Here is a 13,906-nt window from a genome sequence, read left to right as displayed (position 1 = left end):
AACGGCTTACGCGAGCCGCCCACAAGGCGGTTTGACTCGTCGGGCAAAACAGGGGCATAATGCTACTATTCCGAAATCGTCGCGTGCCCTCTTGCTTCTCCCTTGCGGGGAGATGCTTGAGATAATTGGTGGTCCCATCTCGGGGCGACGCAAGGCTCAGTCACGAGGCTGGATGAAATTTCCTATCAGCCGAAGCTCCCTGTCGTTGAACGGCGTGATCGTAGTTGGAAAGACGCAAGTGCGCACCGAACCGTACCTGAGGCGCGCCCTTGGCGGCCGACGTGATCGACGAAGCGAGCGTTATCGATGGCGCCCCCTCGAAATCCGCGATTGGCTGGCGTCGGATGTCGGTTGGGAGCAAACACCACCCGTAAATTTCCCAAGTGTTGGCCTATCACCCTCCTGGTTAACTGGTGCCGTCGAGCACCGCAATGAAAGCACCGAAGCCAAAGCAATGGGCTGAGCAGGAAGTCCGCCGATTGATCAGGCTCGCCCGGCAGGGTGTTGGCGTATCGAAGATAGCCGCCGAATTGGGCCGTCACGCCGGGTCGGTGCGACGAATGGCGCGGAGCATGGGAATACTGTTGAAGAAGTAACCGCCCTTGGCAGGGCGTTGCTTGACAAATGAGGCGCACGGGTAGTGCCCGAAGGGCCCCTAGCCTCAGCAGATCTCCCGCATAACCCTAACCGCGACATCAGTATTGAGGCCACAGAACAGCGCTCGATCAAGCCGAGAAACGATACCCATTCCAAATAGCGCTATAGCGCTGTCTCTAAACATGGTTGTAGTTGGAGTTTGAAAATTCAAAGCGGCCCCAGCCGCAGGATGGGGTAACAGCCGGGGCCGGCATTCCCATTCCAATGTGCCGCAATCGGCGGTAATCGGCACGCTTCCAGTTAGGCACATAGAAGCTAACAAACTATTCTGTCTTGCACTCCCCCTGCGATGGCCGCGGTCGGTTGCGTGACACTGCGCTCTCCATGAGGCGGTGAGCCAACTTCGCAAAGTTCGAAATCATCGAGCGGCGTATCGTTGGCCAAATGCTCCCAATACTCAGCTTCGGCGAGCAGCTTCCAACTTCGATCAGGATGATGAGCTGCTGTCTGACGGCACAGCGATGCCATCGCCCGCAGGCGACTCGCAGTATCCATTTACTCCTCCCAGCTATTTTTTGTTTTTTGCACCTTATTTTCTTTTTTTACGACGGAGTCATCACGATTATGGCGCAGAACTAATTTTCACTTTCCGGACGTGATTCGAATTCGTTACGACTTCAAATCGTTCGAGCAACCGATGCAATCCAGTGACGTTTAACGCAGCTACCGCGAGCGACATGAGGCCGCGGCGTTATCTGCTAGATGAAGTCGCCGACGAACGGACGATCTGGAGACATCGACTTCGCACCAGGCCAACAGGTCACACTGGAAGAAGAGCACGTAGAGGCCGCCAACTCAGGTGGCCTTACTCTTCTTCTTTGGAAGAGGTTTCGGTTTTCGGCCCAGGAAGGTACCGGGAGACGGCGGCATTCTTGCTATCGCTTGCTCCAGTTCCACGGCGATAGCCTGGTAGCGAGCGAGCAATCTCGTGAGCGTGTCGCGCTTGATCTGGTTCTTGGCAGTCTTCTGGAGGCGCTCACATTCGGCGATTTGCACGCGGAGCAGTTCGAGGGCCGCCTGCATTTCCTTCATGGCCGATCCACCGCGAGAACAGCAACCTGGCAAAATCAAGTCATTCCCGAATTTAATTCGGGATGCTTTGGAATTCGACGACGTTATGTCGAGGAAGCGGTCTAGGCAGCCCGCTAGTATTCTGCCCCATATTTGAGACCGATTGCGTTGATCTGCTCCCGCGTCAATTCTTTTCGCGGCTCGCCGGGTCGGCTGCAGGTTTCGCGAAAGAAACCGTCGAGGCCCGGGGGCACCATGATCCACAGCAGAACCAGTTCCTGATCTGGACTACTGAAACCATGCCACGTGTTCCTGGGTATGAAAATCGTTCCACCTCTTTCGCAAGAGTGACGTACATCGTTGAGTGTGACCGTGCCACTGCCTTCCAGAACGTAGAAGGCTTCGTCCCTGTCGAGGTGTCGGTGAACCGGAATGCCTGAGCCCTTGGGTAGCTGTTGAATGCCGAGGCCAAGATTATTGGACCCCGTTACGGGGTCGACCTTGATGAAGATGTTGCCGCCATCACGAAAATGGATCAGGTGTTCACCCTCTCCGGCACCAAGCACATGGCCCTGCGGCACCGGGTTGTGCGACTTCGCCTCGATCTCCTTGCTGTTTGGCATCGCGCGCTCCATTGGCCGATATTCAACAATGAAAAGACCACAATAGCAGTATGCTGCACCACGAGCGACGCCCAAGCTTGCCGCCAACTACCTAGCCTTCATCCAACTCGCTTCAATCAAGCTATGGCTCGGCGCTAATGAGTCCAGTCCGAGTTGGGACAATCTCTCTGACAAATCGCCGTCGCGGGACGTTGCTGGAGAGGCTGTATTCGGTCATCGCCAAACAAGAAGCGATCCGTGGCCAGCGCGGTCAACCGTTACGTCGGCAATCTGGCACCAATGTCGGCGTGCCTTCGAGTTGATTGATCTGGATCAAGCCAGGCGAAGCCTGATTCAAGAGGATTGATCAGGCAACGCGCAGGGGCCTGGGATGAAACGTTGGGCGGGGCTCGTCATCGCAGCACTCATGGTCGCCGGATCGCGCTCGGGCGATGCCGCCATACGGATCACGGACGATCGCGGTGGATCGATCGGGAAGTACATATACAAGTACGAGCGGCTGCGCGCCTCGGGCCAGAAAGTCATCATCGATGGCTTCTGCGCATCGGCCTGCACCATTGTTCTGGCGACCTTGCCCTCCGAAAGGATCTGCGTGACCTCGCGGGCCAAGCTAGCGTTCCACGCCGCATGGAATATTGGTCCGCGCGGACGGGCTGTCACGAACGCCGACGCGACCCGTATGATGTATCTCATGTATCCCGCACCGGTGCGACGCTGGATCGCCCATCGCGGCGGTTTGACGCCCCGAACCATATTCCTCCGCGGAAATCCGCTGCAGGCGATGTATCGCGCGTGTCCATCGTGAGCCCGCGAGAGAAGAAAGCTCTCAAGGTGTTCGATCCGGAACAATCGGCGGCGAGAAAGCCGAGACGGCGGCCCTCGGTCACCGCCGTCCGCGCTCACCCGGTCTTCTCAATACCGATACGGATTTTGACCCGGACAGACGTAGCTGCCGTAGGCGTCGTAGTAGCAGCCGCTGTTGTAGTTGTTGTAGGCTCCGTAGGCTCCGTAGGCAGCGGCGGCGCCCACCGCGGCAGCACCATAGCCCGGACGGTAGTAGCGGCCGCCGTAGCCCGGATAACCTGCAATGGGACGCCCCGGGCGACCAGCGATCGGGCGGCCTGCTATCGGATGCGACGGCCGAACTCCTCCGGCCACGCGATAGCCGCGACCGCCGTGGATGCGTCCGGCATGAACGGCGCCGCCCCCAACGTGGGCAGCACGCATGCCACCGCCGTGAAAGCCACCGGCGCGCATGCCGCCACCTCCGCCACGGCGAGCAAACGCGTCATCGGGCACCAGGCTGGCAGCGATGAGGATAGCTGCCGCGAAACCAATCAGACCATAGCGAACCATGAGCTTCCTCCTGATGGTGAGGCGCCATCGATCCGCTGGCTTTTGCGAGTGATGTCCGCGCCAACGGCGACGGCACCAGCGCATGCATTTGGCATTTCGTCGTCTCGTGCTTGATCTAAATCAAGCGGCCGGCGCGCAGCGATGATTGATCACGCAAGTTCCCGACAGGAACCGGAAGCATCTGGGCCGGAAAAATCCGCGCGCGGCGCGGCGCCGCCGGATGAGGGTTGTCTCCGCGAATTCAACTCGCGGGATTCGCGCACTGACACGCACGCCTCATTTGTCTTTAGGGCGCTGCGGCTTCTCCCTTTTCGCCGCCTGCGAGGTTCGGCTTGCGGGGGCCTCAAAGACCGCAATACGGCGATCGAGCTGCCACAGCTCGACGTCGTTGACATCAACCAGTTGCGCAGCACGTTCTCGTGCTTCCTGCTCGTCGGCACACTGCAATTTGGCCACGCTTATAACGTGGCGGTGCTGATCCAAAAGGTAAGCCCGGTAGTGAGCCATCCCCACGCCTCCCTACGCTGTCGTCTATCGGATCATCACCTCAATCCTTCAATCAATGTTCTCCAGCCGAACGCATCGTTCGCCGCCAGCAGCAAAGCGCCAAGCGTTGCCAAGTAGGGCGGCAGTTCGCAATCGGGACGCGCGTTCATATTGCCGACGAACGAGGCGACCGCGTTCTTGAGATCGCCTCGGTCCAGATGATCGAAGGCCCGTTGCTTGCAACGCTCGACATATTTATCGCGCGCCATCTCAATTAACAGGGAACGTTCCATTTCGTCTCCCCAACCGATGACTTTTTTCGATCGTTGGGGAATTGGAACGAAGCGAGCTTTTTCCGTCTGTTCGAAAAGCGACAAACGAATGCTTTTTTGCTCGCGAGTGTGGGAATTGGGATACAGGCGCGCAGGGCTATCACATATGAAAAGTAGAGTTGCGGATAGCTCGCCCACAACGCATCCTTCGAGACGCCCGCCGATGGCGGGCCCTCAGGATGAGGGCGGAGTGCGCGGCAGCAATTTCAAACCGGCCCAATGCTGCTTAGCCTCATCCTGAGGAGACCGCTGGAAGCGGTCGTCTCGAAGGACGAGGCGCTTGCTCAGGCCGCCACCAAGACACCATCTGCGATAGCCCCCCACACGGGGAAAGGGCACAGCAATGGGCAACCCGCTGTCGCCGCCCCTACTCCCAATACCAGGTCGAGAAATCGTTCTCGAACTGCGGGACTTCCTTCCAGACGCCCTTCAGCTTCTTGTTGATGACGGTCGGCCATTGCGGCTGGAACAGGTAGGCGGAGACGGCGTCGGTGGCCAGCATGCGCTGGGCGTCGCCGAGCAGTTTTGCGCGGGAGGCTTCATCCGGCATCGAGACGATCTGCTTGTAGAGCGCGTTGAAGGCCTCGTTGTTGTAGCCGAGATAATAGTCGGGCTCGGTGATCTTGACGAGGTCGAACGGCTCGACATGGCTGACGATGGTGAGGTCGAAATTGTGTGGACCGTTACCGGCGAACACCTGCGACAGCCACTGCGCCCATTCGACGTTCTCGATCTTGGCGACGATGCCGACCTTGGCGAGCTGGGCTGCGACGATCTCGCCGCCCTGCCGCGCATAGGGCGGCGGCGGCAGCTTCAGCGACAGCTCGAGCGGCGTGGTGACGCCGGCTTCAGTGAGCAGCTTCTTGGCCTTCTCGGGGTCGTAGGGGTTGATGCCGGTGGTGTCGACATAACCGAGCGATCCCGGCGTGTAGAAGCTGCCGATCGGCGTGCCGAACCCCTCGACGGCGCCATCGATCAGTGCCTTGCGGTCGATCGCGGCGAGGATGGCACGGCGAACGCGGACGTCATCGAGCGGCTTCTTGCGCTGGTTGATCGCGACGATGGTCTTGGCCCTGGAACCACCGATCAGCACCGTGAAGCGCGGATCAGACTTGAATTGAGCAACGACGCGGGTCGCGATGCGCGGAAATGCGTCCACATCATTCGAGAGCAGCGCCGCGGCCTGGGCGGCCGGATCGGAGATGAAGCGGATCGTCACCTTCGAAAGCTTGATCGCCGAGGCGTTGCGGTAGTCGGCCCATTTGTTCAGCGTGATCGAGGAGCCCTTGGCCCAGGCCCCTAACTGATAAGGCCCGGTCCCGACCGGCTGCGTGACGTTGGTCGGAGCGCTCTTGGGCTCGACGATCGAGCCGCTTGCCTGCCCAAGAAGGAACGGCAGGTTCGGCTCGGAATATTTCACCGTGATCACGACGGTGTCGGCGTCGGGCGTCTCGACCTTCTCGAACGCCTGGAACAGGCTCCTGTCCTTGTTGGTGCTGGTCGCCGCGGCGTTGCGCTCGAACGAGAACTTCACCGCCGCGGAATCGAACGGCTCGCCATTGTGGAATTTGACGCCCTTGCGCAGCTTGAAGGTGTAGGTCTTCAGGTCGGGCGATGCGGTCCAGCTCTCCGCCAGCAGCGGCGAGACCGAGCCGTCCTCGTTGATCTTGGTGAGGGTCTCGTAGATGTTGTAGAGCGTGACCTCGGCGATCGCGGCCGCCGCCGCGTTGGTCGGATCGAGCCCCGGCGGCTCCAGCGTCATCGCCATGACGACGCTGTCCTTCTTGCTCTGCGCCAGCACCGGCAGCGGCGCCGCGGCGAGCGCGGCGGCAAATGCGACGATGGATAGTTTCCTGAACATCTCGTAACTCCCCGGCCTGCTGTCTTCGTAAGCCTACGCCAATCCTGCTCCGGACACTAACCTTCCATGGCCGCATGCGGCAACGCCATCACGGCCTCCGCCTTGTGACAGGCGGCAAGGTGCCCCTCGCCCACCTTGCGTAGCTCAGGCAGGGCCTCGCGGCAATGCTGGTCGGCGAGTGCACAGCGCGCAACATAGGGACATCCGGTCGCGGCCGCCGATTGCGAAGCGATCGCCTGCGCTCCGCGCCGGCGCCGGCCGCCCCCGGCGCGCGCCCGCGGCACCGCATCCAAGAGCGCCCGGGTATAGGGATGGGCACAGCGCTCGAACAGATCTTCGGGGCGCCCCTGCTCGACGATGCGGCCGAGATACATCACCGCGACCTCGTCGCAGAGATAGTCGACGACGGCGAGGTCATGGCTGATCAGGATGTAGCTGAGGCCGAACTGCTCCTGCAGGTCCTGCATCAGGTTGAGCACCTGGGCCTGCACGGAGACGTCGAGCGCGGAGACCGGCTCGTCGGCGACGATCAGCTTTGGTTGCGTGATCAGCGCCCGCGCGATCGCGATGCGCTGGCGCTGGCCGCCGGAGAACTCGTGCGGATATTTGTCCATGTCGGCTTCGCGCAAGCCGACTTGCTTCAGCACGGCGCCGACGCGGTCGCGGAAGGTGGTGCGGTCGGCGCCCTCAAGCACGGTCAGCGGCTCGGCCACGATGCGCGCGATGGTCTGGCGCGGATCGAGCGAGCCATAGGGGTCCTGGAACACCATCTGGAAATCGCGCCGGGCGCGGCGCAATTCGTCAGGCGGAATGCGGTTGAGATCGCGGCCGAGCAGCGCGACCTGGCCCGAGGTCGGCCGCTCCAGCGCCATCACGACGCGTGCGAAGGTGGACTTTCCGGAGCCGGACTCGCCGACGATGCCGAGGCTCTTGCCAGCTTGAACCTGCACGCTGACACCATTGAGCGCTCGCACCTGCCCGGGCGGACGAAACAGGCTCTCGCGCGGCAGCATGTAGCGCTGCTCGAGATCCTTCACATCGAGAAGAGGCGCGGTGCTCATGCGGACAGCGCTCCGACATTCGCAGCCATGGAGACGTCCGTTCGGATGCACCGCACGCCATGTCCGGGACCGACGTCCACCATCGGCGGCAGCGCGGCGCGGCACGCATCGATCACGAGCGGACACCGCTCCGAGAAGGTGCAGCCCGCCGGCAGATCGGCGAGCTCCGGCACCGTGCCAGAGATCGTCTTCAGCCGCGTCCCCTTGCGCGCACCGAGCTTCGGCCGGGCGCGGAACAGGCCCTGCGTGTAGGGATGGCCCATGCGGCGGAACACCTCGTTGGTCGGGCCGCTCTCGACCACGGTGCCGCCATACATCACCATCATGCGCTGGACGTTCTCGGCGATGACACCGAGATCGTGCGAGATCAGGATCATCGACATGCCGCGCTCCTCGACGAGATCGGCGATGAGGTCGAGGATCTGGCCCTGGATGGTGACGTCGAGCGCGGTGGTCGGCTCGTCCGCGATCAACAGCTCCGGCTCGCAGGCGAGCGCCATCGCGATGGTGATGCGCTGGCGCTGGCCGCCGGAGAACTGGTGCGGATAGGCATCGACGCGCCGCGCCGGATCGGGCAGCCCGACGCGGTCGAGCAAGGCGATCGCCTCTTTCCGCGCCTGCGCCGCCGAATATTTCTTGTGACGCCGCAGCGGCTCGGCGACCTGGTTGCCGATCGTGTGCATCGGATTGAGCGCGGTCATCGGCTCCTGGAAGATCATGCTGATGCGGTTGCCGCGCAGGCGGCAATAGTCCGCATCCGGTAAGCCGGCGAGCTCGTTGCCATCGAGCTTGATGCTGCCGGTGACGCGTGCGCTGTCCGGCAGCAGCCCCATCAGCGACAGCGCGGTGACCGATTTGCCGCAGCCGGACTCGCCGACGAGCCCGAGCGTCTCGCCGCGCTTCAGGGCGAAGCTGACGCCGCGCACGGCCTGCGCGGGGCCGCGGCTGGTGTTGAGACGGACGCCGAGATTGTCGACTGCAATTAGCGGCATGGTGGAGCGCTCGCTCATCGTCATCGCTCCCGCGCCAGTCTGGGATCGAGCAGGTCGCGCAATCCGTCGCCGAGCAGATTGAGGCCGAGCACGGCGACGGCGATCGCTGCGCCCGGATAGACCGCGAGCATCGGCGACTGGAACAGCAGCGTCTGCGCATCGTTCAGCATGCGCCCCCAGGACGGCTGCGGCGGCTGCGTGCCGAGGCCGAGATAGGACAGCGCGGCCTCGGCGAGAATGGCGAGCGCGAACTGGATCGTGACCTGCACGATCAGGATCGACAGGATGTTCGGCAGCACGTGCTCGATGGTGATGCGGAATTTTCCCTTGCCCGAGGCGCGCGCGGCCAGCACGAATTCACGCGCCCAGATCGCGTTGGCCGAGCCGCGCGTCAGCCGGGTCAGCGTCGGGATCTGGAAGATGCCGATCGCGATGATCGAGGTCACCATGCCGGGGCCGACCACCGCGGCGAGCATGATCGCGGACAGCACGGCGGGAAAGGCGAAGGTGAAGTCCGAGAAGCGCATGATGATCTCTTCGGTCCAGCCGCGCTTGGCCGAGGCGATCAGGCCGAGGCAGACGCCGAAGGTGAGACCGATGCTGACCGCGATGATGCCGACCATGATGGTGGAGCGCGCGCCGGCGAGCAGCAGCGAGACGATGTCGCGGCCGAAGGAATCGGTACCGAGCCAGTGCGCGGCCGAAGGCGGGCGGAGCTTTGAGGCGATGTCGATCTCGTAAGGCGACCACGGCGTCCACACCAGCGACAAGAGCGCCGAGACGAGCACCAGCAGACTGAGCGCGCCGCCGAGGACAAAACTGCGATGGCGCAGCGCGCGGCCCCAGAAGGTCCTGGCCGGCGGACGGCGCGTCGCGACGGGTGCGTCAATGGAGGTGGTCACTGGCGCGCTCACAGGTCGTGCACCTTGATGCGGGGATCGATGAAGGCATAGAGCACGTCGACGACGAAATTGACGATGACCACCATGGTCGCCAGCAGCATCACGCAGTTGCGCACCACGATCAGGTCGCGGTTGGCGATCGACTGGAAGATCAACCGGCCGAGACCCGGCAGATAAAACACGTTCTCGATCACGATGGTGCCGGCGAGCAGATTGGCGAATTGCAGCCCCATCACCGTCATCACGGGGATCATGGCGTTGCGCAGCACGTGGCTCCACAGCACTTCGCGCTTGCCGAGCCCCTTCGCACGGGCGGTGCGGACGAAGTCTTCGCGCAGCACTTCCAGAACCGCCGAGCGCGTGACGCGGGCGAGGATCGCGGCCTGCACGACCGCCAGAGAGACTGCCGGGAGGAGCAGCGACTTGACGCCTGGCCAGACGCCGTCCTCCCAGCCGGCGAAGCCGCCAGCCGAAAGCCATTGTAGCCGCACCGCGAACAACAGCACCAGCAGGATCGCGAACCAGAAATTCGGCAGCGCGATGCCGACTTGCGTCAGCGACATCACGCCGACGTCGCCGAGCTTGTTGTGGTTGGCGGCGGTGTAGATGCCGGCCGAGAGCGCCAGCGTCACCGTGATCGCCATCGACATGATCGCGAGCGGAATGGTCAGCACCAGCCGCTCCGCGATCAGGCCGGCGACCGGCGTGCCGTAGACATAGGAATTGCCGAGATCGCCAATGAGGAGGCCCTTGATCCATTGCAGGTAGCGAACGGGGAGCGGCTGGTCGAGCCCGAGCTTGACGGTGAGCGCGCGCACCGCGTCGGGCGAGGCGTCGGCACCCATCAGCATCTGCGCGGCATTGCCCGGCAGCGCATCCAGCACCAGGAAAATGATCAGCGATGCGCCGACCAGCGTCGCCAGCAGGGTCAACAGACGTCGGAGGACAAAGACGCTCATGTGCGCTCGGTTTCGCGGGTCATTCGCGGCACGATCAACATGTCCGGACGGCGGAGGCAAGGGCTTTGCGAACGCACCGTCGCTCTATCACCGTCACCCTGAGGTGCGCGCCCTTCGGCGCATCGCGCCGCAGGGCAAGCCTCGAAGGGCGACGGCCCGGCTGCATCTCGGCCGTTCATCCTTCGAGGCTCGCTGCACGGCGCTTCGCGCCGCGCGGCTCGCACCTCAGGATGACGGGAGCGACAGCGAACTAGCACATCCCTAAACAATGCGGTCTCCACAAGCTGCCCTTAGCCGGGCCAACGGGACAGAAGATCGCCCGACGCCTCGAACAGCGCGCTGACGCGCAGCAAGTCGGCATCATGCCGGAAGCGGCCGACCAGCTGAAGCCCGATCGGCAGCCCGTCGCGGGCAAAACCTGAGGGAAGGCTGACGGCGGGGTGCCCGGTCATGTTGAACGGCATGGTCCAGGGGAACCAGTTTGGGCGGACGGTGTCGTAATGCCGGCCATCGATCTCGATGCTGCCGAACAGGTCCTGCTTGATCGGCAGCGCCGTGCGGGTGAGCGTCGGCATCGCCAGAAAGTGCCCGCGCGCAAGCAGGGATTGCACGCGGCGGAACAGCGCGGTACGCGCGAACATCGCCTCCTGATAGTCGACGCCACTGACCTCGGTGGCGAGCGCGAGCTGCTTGAGGAACGCCTCGCTCAGCTCGTCCCCGTGCTCGGCCGCAAGCTTGGCAAAGCGCGTGCGCCAGACGGTGTGGTTGATGGCGCGCCAGATCGGCTCGATGTCAAAGCCCTCGCCGGAGAATTCCTCGAGCTCGGCGCCGAGCCCGGCCAGCCGGTCGAGGCTCGCCCTGAAATTGGCGGCGACCTCGGCGGAGACGGGGCGGCCCGGCGGCGTCAGGCAATAAAAAATCCTCTGCCCGCGCAGATCGCCGCGCGGGGCGGCGGTGCCGATGAAGTCGGGCACCGGTACGCCGATCGACCAGGGATCGCAAGCGTCCTCGCCGGCCATCGCCTGCATCATCAGCGCGGTGTCGGCGACGGTGCGGGTGGTCGGCGTGACATAGGTCTGGTTGCCGAAGACGTCGAGGGCCTGGCTGTGCGGGATCACACCGTTGCTCTGCTTCAGGCCCACCACGCCGTTGCAGGCGGCGGGAATCCGGGTCGAGCCGCCGCCGTCGGTCGCGATCGCCAGCGGCGCGATGCCGCTCGCCACCGCCACCGCCGCGCCGCCGCTGGAGCCGCCGGAGGAGCGGCAGGCATCCCAGGCATTGCGGGTGCGGCCGAACAGCGGCGAATCCGTCAGGCACTTGCTGCCGAATTCCGGCGTCGTGGTCTTGCCGATCAGGATCGCGCCCTCAGCTCGCAGCCGTGCCACCGCGACGGCGTCCTCGGTCGGCACATTGTCCTTGTAGGGAACGGCGCCGAAGGTGGTCTTGACGCCGCGGGTGTTGACGATGTCCTTGACGGTGACGGGGATGCCATGGAGCAGGCCGAGCGCCTCGCCCGCCATCATCTTGCGCTCGGCGGCGCGCGCCTGCGCCATCGCTTCGTCGCCGCAGATCGTGATGAAGCAGTTCAATTCGGGCTGCAGCGCCTCGGCGCGGGCGAGCACGGCGCTGACGATCTCGACCGGCGAAACCTTCCTGGCGGCGATGAGGCCCCGCAGCTCGGTTGCGGACAGCAGACAGGGATCGCCGTTCATCGTCACATCACGCTCCGAAGGCCGGCCACCGTTGGCAGGCATTGACAGCGAGAATGACAGTTTTGTTAACTCGCCGTCCAATACGATTTTGGTCGCCAACCCATACGTTTTCGGTATGCCAATGGATCTCCGCCGGCTCCGCTATTTCGTCGCCGTCGCCGAGGCGCGCAGCGTCGGCAAGGCCGCCGAGCGGCTGCGCATGGCGCAGCCGCCGCTGTCGGTGCAGATCCGCAAGCTGGAGGCCGAGGTCGGCGCGCCGCTGTTCCGCCGCGGCACCCGCGGCATGGACCTGACCGAGGCGGGCCAGGCGCTGCTGGTGCGCGCCAGCGAAGCGCTGGCGCTGGCGGCCGACGGCATCGAGGCCGCGCGCGCGGTCGCATCCGGCAAGCGCGGGCGGCTGTCGGTCGGCTACATGTTCGTGCTGGCCAACGCGATCCTGCCGCGGCTCATCCCCGAGCTGCGCCGCTCGGTTCCCGGTGTCGACCTCGACTTCGCCGAGCTCAGCGCATCGACGCGCGAGGCCCGGGTGCTCGACCGCAGCGTCACGGTCGCGCTGTGCATGCCGGCGATCAACCATCCCGAGATCCAGGTGGCGCGGATCGGTGCGCAGCGCTTCATGCTGGCGATGCCGACCAGCTCGCCGCTCGCGCGCCTCAGCTCCGTGCCGATGGCCCGGTTGCACGGGCGTCCGCTGATCGCGCTGCCGCATCCGGACCATGGTCCCGCATCGTCCGCCGTGGTGCCCCTGCTGCGCCGGCACCAGGTGGTGATGCCGATCGCGAGCCGGGTGGAGACGGTGCATTCGGCGATGAGCCTGGTTCTCGCCGGTGAAGGATTTGCCATCCTGCCGGCCTGCGCGCAGCTCGGCGCGCCGCGCGGCATCGTGTTCAGGCCGCTGCGCGACGCCACCGACTCCCTCGACATCGCGGTCTGCTGGCGGCGCGATTCACAGAGCCCGCTGATCCGCACCTTCCTCAAATGCGCGGAGAAGGTCGTTGCGGCGCTGTGACGGGCTACAGGGTCCAGCTGATCTCGTGGCTCCAGGGCGGATCGGCGCCCGGACGGGTGCAGGTCAGCCCGGCGCAATTGGCGGCAAAGGACAGAGTGCGGCGGAGCTCCTCAGTGCTGATGTTCTTGAGTTGCTGCCGCGCAAGTCGCTTTTGCTTGTGCAGGGCGAACAGCAGCGCGGCCTGAAAGCTGTCGCCGGCGCCGATGGTGTCGGCGACCGCGATCTTCGGCGCTTGCACTTCGATCTGCCCTGCGGCCGCATGCCAGGCGATGGCGCCATTGTTGCCGCGGGTGATGACGACGAGGCTGGTGCCCTGCCGTAGCAGCGCACTTGCGCGCTGCTGATAGGGCTCCTCGCCGTGGAGGTAGGCGAAATCGACATCCGACATCTTGATGAGATCGGCGCTTCCCGCGAACTCGGCCATGCGCGCGAGATAGGCCGGCTTGTCCTTGACGAGGTTGGGCCGGCAGTTCGGATCGAAGGAGATCGTCGACAACGCCCGCGCGTCTGCGATCAGCGCCTTGGTCTCGGCGGCACCCTGGTCGTTGACCAGCGTGGTCGAACCGACATGGATGGCCTCGACGGTGTCGAACGGAATTGTGCCGCGCCGGTAGGTCCAGCTCCGCGTCGCGGTCTCGGCATCGTAGAAGGCGTAATGCGACTCGCCCGCGACGATGTGGACGAAGGCGAGCGTGGTCTGGTGGTCGCTGCGGGTGGCGAGACCGAGCGCGACATTCGAGGCGGTTGCGTGGTCTGCGATCATCTGTCCGAACAGGTCGGTCGAGATGCCGCCGACGAAGCCGGTCGGCGCGCCCAGCCGCGCCATGCCGATCGCGACGTTCAGGCATGAGCCGCCGACCGCGGGCATCACCGCCTCGCGTCCCTCCGCGCTTCGCGTCGGCACGAAATCGATCAGCGCATCGCCGCTAGCAATCAGCATGTCTC

The 13,906-nt window shown here is 64.2% G+C and carries 14 protein-coding genes and 1 pseudogene; 3 read left to right on the top strand and 12 right to left on the bottom strand.

The window, feature by feature from the left end; all coding sequences use genetic code 11:
- Window positions 1-1,452 precede the first annotated feature (1,452 nt).
- Both ACVJ19_RS23410 and ACVJ19_RS23405 read right to left on the bottom strand, forming a co-directional pair.
- On the bottom strand, window positions 1,453-1,689 hold the full coding sequence (locus tag ACVJ19_RS23410) for a hypothetical protein (RefSeq protein WP_453951389.1): 237 nt from the start codon (window positions 1,687-1,689) through the stop codon (window positions 1,453-1,455).
- A gap of 113 nt (window positions 1,690-1,802) precedes the next feature.
- Complete coding sequence (locus tag ACVJ19_RS23405; protein ID WP_453951387.1) at window positions 1,803-2,291, bottom strand: cupin domain-containing protein; 489 nt, start codon at window positions 2,289-2,291, stop codon at window positions 1,803-1,805.
- A 73-nt stretch (window positions 2,292-2,364) separates the two neighbouring features.
- Here ACVJ19_RS23405 and ACVJ19_RS23400 point away from each other — a divergent pair.
- Window positions 2,365-2,442 (top strand): annotated as a pseudogene (locus ACVJ19_RS23400) (IS5/IS1182 family transposase); the annotation flags it as partial.
- Window positions 2,443-2,661: 219 nt separating this feature from the next.
- The gene (locus tag ACVJ19_RS23395) at window positions 2,662-3,096 is read left to right on the top strand and encodes a hypothetical protein (protein ID WP_453951386.1); all 435 of its coding nucleotides are present in this window, start codon (window positions 2,662-2,664) and stop codon (window positions 3,094-3,096) included.
- Window positions 3,097-3,203: 107 nt separating this feature from the next.
- Here the strand turns inward: ACVJ19_RS23395 and ACVJ19_RS23390 are convergent, their stop codons facing one another.
- The 9 genes from ACVJ19_RS23390 to ACVJ19_RS23350 all read right to left on the bottom strand — a co-directional run bounded on the left by ACVJ19_RS23390 (window position 3,204) and on the right by ACVJ19_RS23350 (window position 11,952).
- Window positions 3,204-3,647, bottom strand: a complete 444-nt coding sequence (locus tag ACVJ19_RS23390; protein ID WP_453951385.1) for a hypothetical protein — start codon at window positions 3,645-3,647, stop codon at window positions 3,204-3,206.
- 276 nt (window positions 3,648-3,923) lie between these two features.
- Window positions 3,924-4,154 (bottom strand): hypothetical protein, encoded by a 231-nt coding sequence (locus ACVJ19_RS23385; protein WP_453951384.1) that lies wholly within the window; start codon window positions 4,152-4,154, stop codon window positions 3,924-3,926.
- 35 nt (window positions 4,155-4,189) lie between these two features.
- Window positions 4,190-4,603 carry a hypothetical protein gene (locus ACVJ19_RS23380; RefSeq protein WP_453951382.1) on the bottom strand — a complete coding sequence of 138 codons (414 nt, stop codon included), beginning with the start codon at window positions 4,601-4,603 and terminating at the stop codon, window positions 4,190-4,192.
- Between the two features lie 229 nt (window positions 4,604-4,832).
- Window positions 4,833-6,326, bottom strand: coding sequence for an ABC transporter substrate-binding protein (locus ACVJ19_RS23375; RefSeq protein ID WP_453951380.1), 1,494 nt, complete (start codon window positions 6,324-6,326; stop codon window positions 4,833-4,835).
- A 56-nt stretch (window positions 6,327-6,382) separates the two neighbouring features.
- Window positions 6,383-7,387, bottom strand: a complete 1,005-nt coding sequence (locus ACVJ19_RS23370) for an ABC transporter ATP-binding protein (RefSeq protein WP_453951378.1) — start codon at window positions 7,385-7,387, stop codon at window positions 6,383-6,385.
- Entirely contained in the window at window positions 7,384-8,397 is a 1,014-nt protein-coding gene (locus tag ACVJ19_RS23365; RefSeq protein ID WP_453951376.1) for an ABC transporter ATP-binding protein, read from the bottom strand. The genes ACVJ19_RS23370 and ACVJ19_RS23365 overlap by 4 nt, the downstream gene beginning before the upstream one ends.
- 2 nt (window positions 8,398-8,399) lie before the next feature.
- Window positions 8,400-9,293, bottom strand: coding sequence for an ABC transporter permease (locus ACVJ19_RS23360; RefSeq protein ID WP_453951374.1), 894 nt, complete (start codon window positions 9,291-9,293; stop codon window positions 8,400-8,402).
- The gene (locus tag ACVJ19_RS23355; protein WP_453951373.1) at window positions 9,290-10,240 is read right to left on the bottom strand and encodes an ABC transporter permease; all 951 of its coding nucleotides are present in this window, start codon (window positions 10,238-10,240) and stop codon (window positions 9,290-9,292) included. Before ACVJ19_RS23355 ends, ACVJ19_RS23360 begins: the two co-directional genes overlap by 4 nt.
- A 290-nt stretch (window positions 10,241-10,530) precedes the next feature.
- Window positions 10,531-11,952, bottom strand: coding sequence for an amidase (locus tag ACVJ19_RS23350; protein WP_453955190.1), 1,422 nt, complete (start codon window positions 11,950-11,952; stop codon window positions 10,531-10,533).
- 121 nt (window positions 11,953-12,073) lie between these two features.
- On the opposite strand from ACVJ19_RS23350, the gene ACVJ19_RS23345 reads away from it, so the two are divergent.
- Window positions 12,074-12,961, top strand: coding sequence for a LysR family transcriptional regulator (locus ACVJ19_RS23345; protein ID WP_453951371.1), 888 nt, complete (start codon window positions 12,074-12,076; stop codon window positions 12,959-12,961).
- Window positions 12,962-12,965: 4 nt separating this feature from the next.
- On the opposite strand, the gene ACVJ19_RS23340 is transcribed toward ACVJ19_RS23345, so the two are convergent.
- Window positions 12,966-13,901, bottom strand: a complete 936-nt coding sequence (locus ACVJ19_RS23340; protein ID WP_453951369.1) for a carbohydrate kinase family protein — start codon at window positions 13,899-13,901, stop codon at window positions 12,966-12,968.
- Window positions 13,902-13,906 lie beyond the last annotated feature (5 nt).

It is taken from the genome of Bradyrhizobium sp. USDA 376 (assembly GCF_054063675.1).
This window is presented reverse-complemented; position numbering and strand designations above follow the sequence as displayed.

Coding starts and splice junctions, on each gene's coding strand:
- ACVJ19_RS23410 (WP_453951389.1), bottom strand. CDS start 1,689: ATGAAGGAAATGCAGGCGGCCCTCGAACTGCTCCGCGTGCAAATCGCC.
- ACVJ19_RS23405 (WP_453951387.1), bottom strand. CDS start 2,291: ATGCCAAACAGCAAGGAGATCGAGGCGAAGTCGCACAACCCGGTGCCG.
- ACVJ19_RS23395 (WP_453951386.1), top strand. CDS start 2,662: ATGAAACGTTGGGCGGGGCTCGTCATCGCAGCACTCATGGTCGCCGGA.
- ACVJ19_RS23390 (WP_453951385.1), bottom strand. CDS start 3,647: ATGGTTCGCTATGGTCTGATTGGTTTCGCGGCAGCTATCCTCATCGCT.
- ACVJ19_RS23385 (WP_453951384.1), bottom strand. CDS start 4,154: ATGGCTCACTACCGGGCTTACCTTTTGGATCAGCACCGCCACGTTATA.
- ACVJ19_RS23375 (WP_453951380.1), bottom strand. CDS start 6,326: ATGTTCAGGAAACTATCCATCGTCGCATTTGCCGCCGCGCTCGCCGCG.
- ACVJ19_RS23370 (WP_453951378.1), bottom strand. CDS start 7,387: ATGAGCACCGCGCCTCTTCTCGATGTGAAGGATCTCGAGCAGCGCTAC.
- ACVJ19_RS23365 (WP_453951376.1), bottom strand. CDS start 8,397: ATGAGCGAGCGCTCCACCATGCCGCTAATTGCAGTCGACAATCTCGGC.
- ACVJ19_RS23355 (WP_453951373.1), bottom strand. CDS start 10,240: ATGAGCGTCTTTGTCCTCCGACGTCTGTTGACCCTGCTGGCGACGCTG.
- ACVJ19_RS23350 (WP_453955190.1), bottom strand. CDS start 11,952: ATGAACGGCGATCCCTGTCTGCTGTCCGCAACCGAGCTGCGGGGCCTC.
- ACVJ19_RS23345 (WP_453951371.1), top strand. CDS start 12,074: ATGGATCTCCGCCGGCTCCGCTATTTCGTCGCCGTCGCCGAGGCGCGC.
- ACVJ19_RS23340 (WP_453951369.1), bottom strand. CDS start 13,901: ATGCTGATTGCTAGCGGCGATGCGCTGATCGATTTCGTGCCGACGCGA.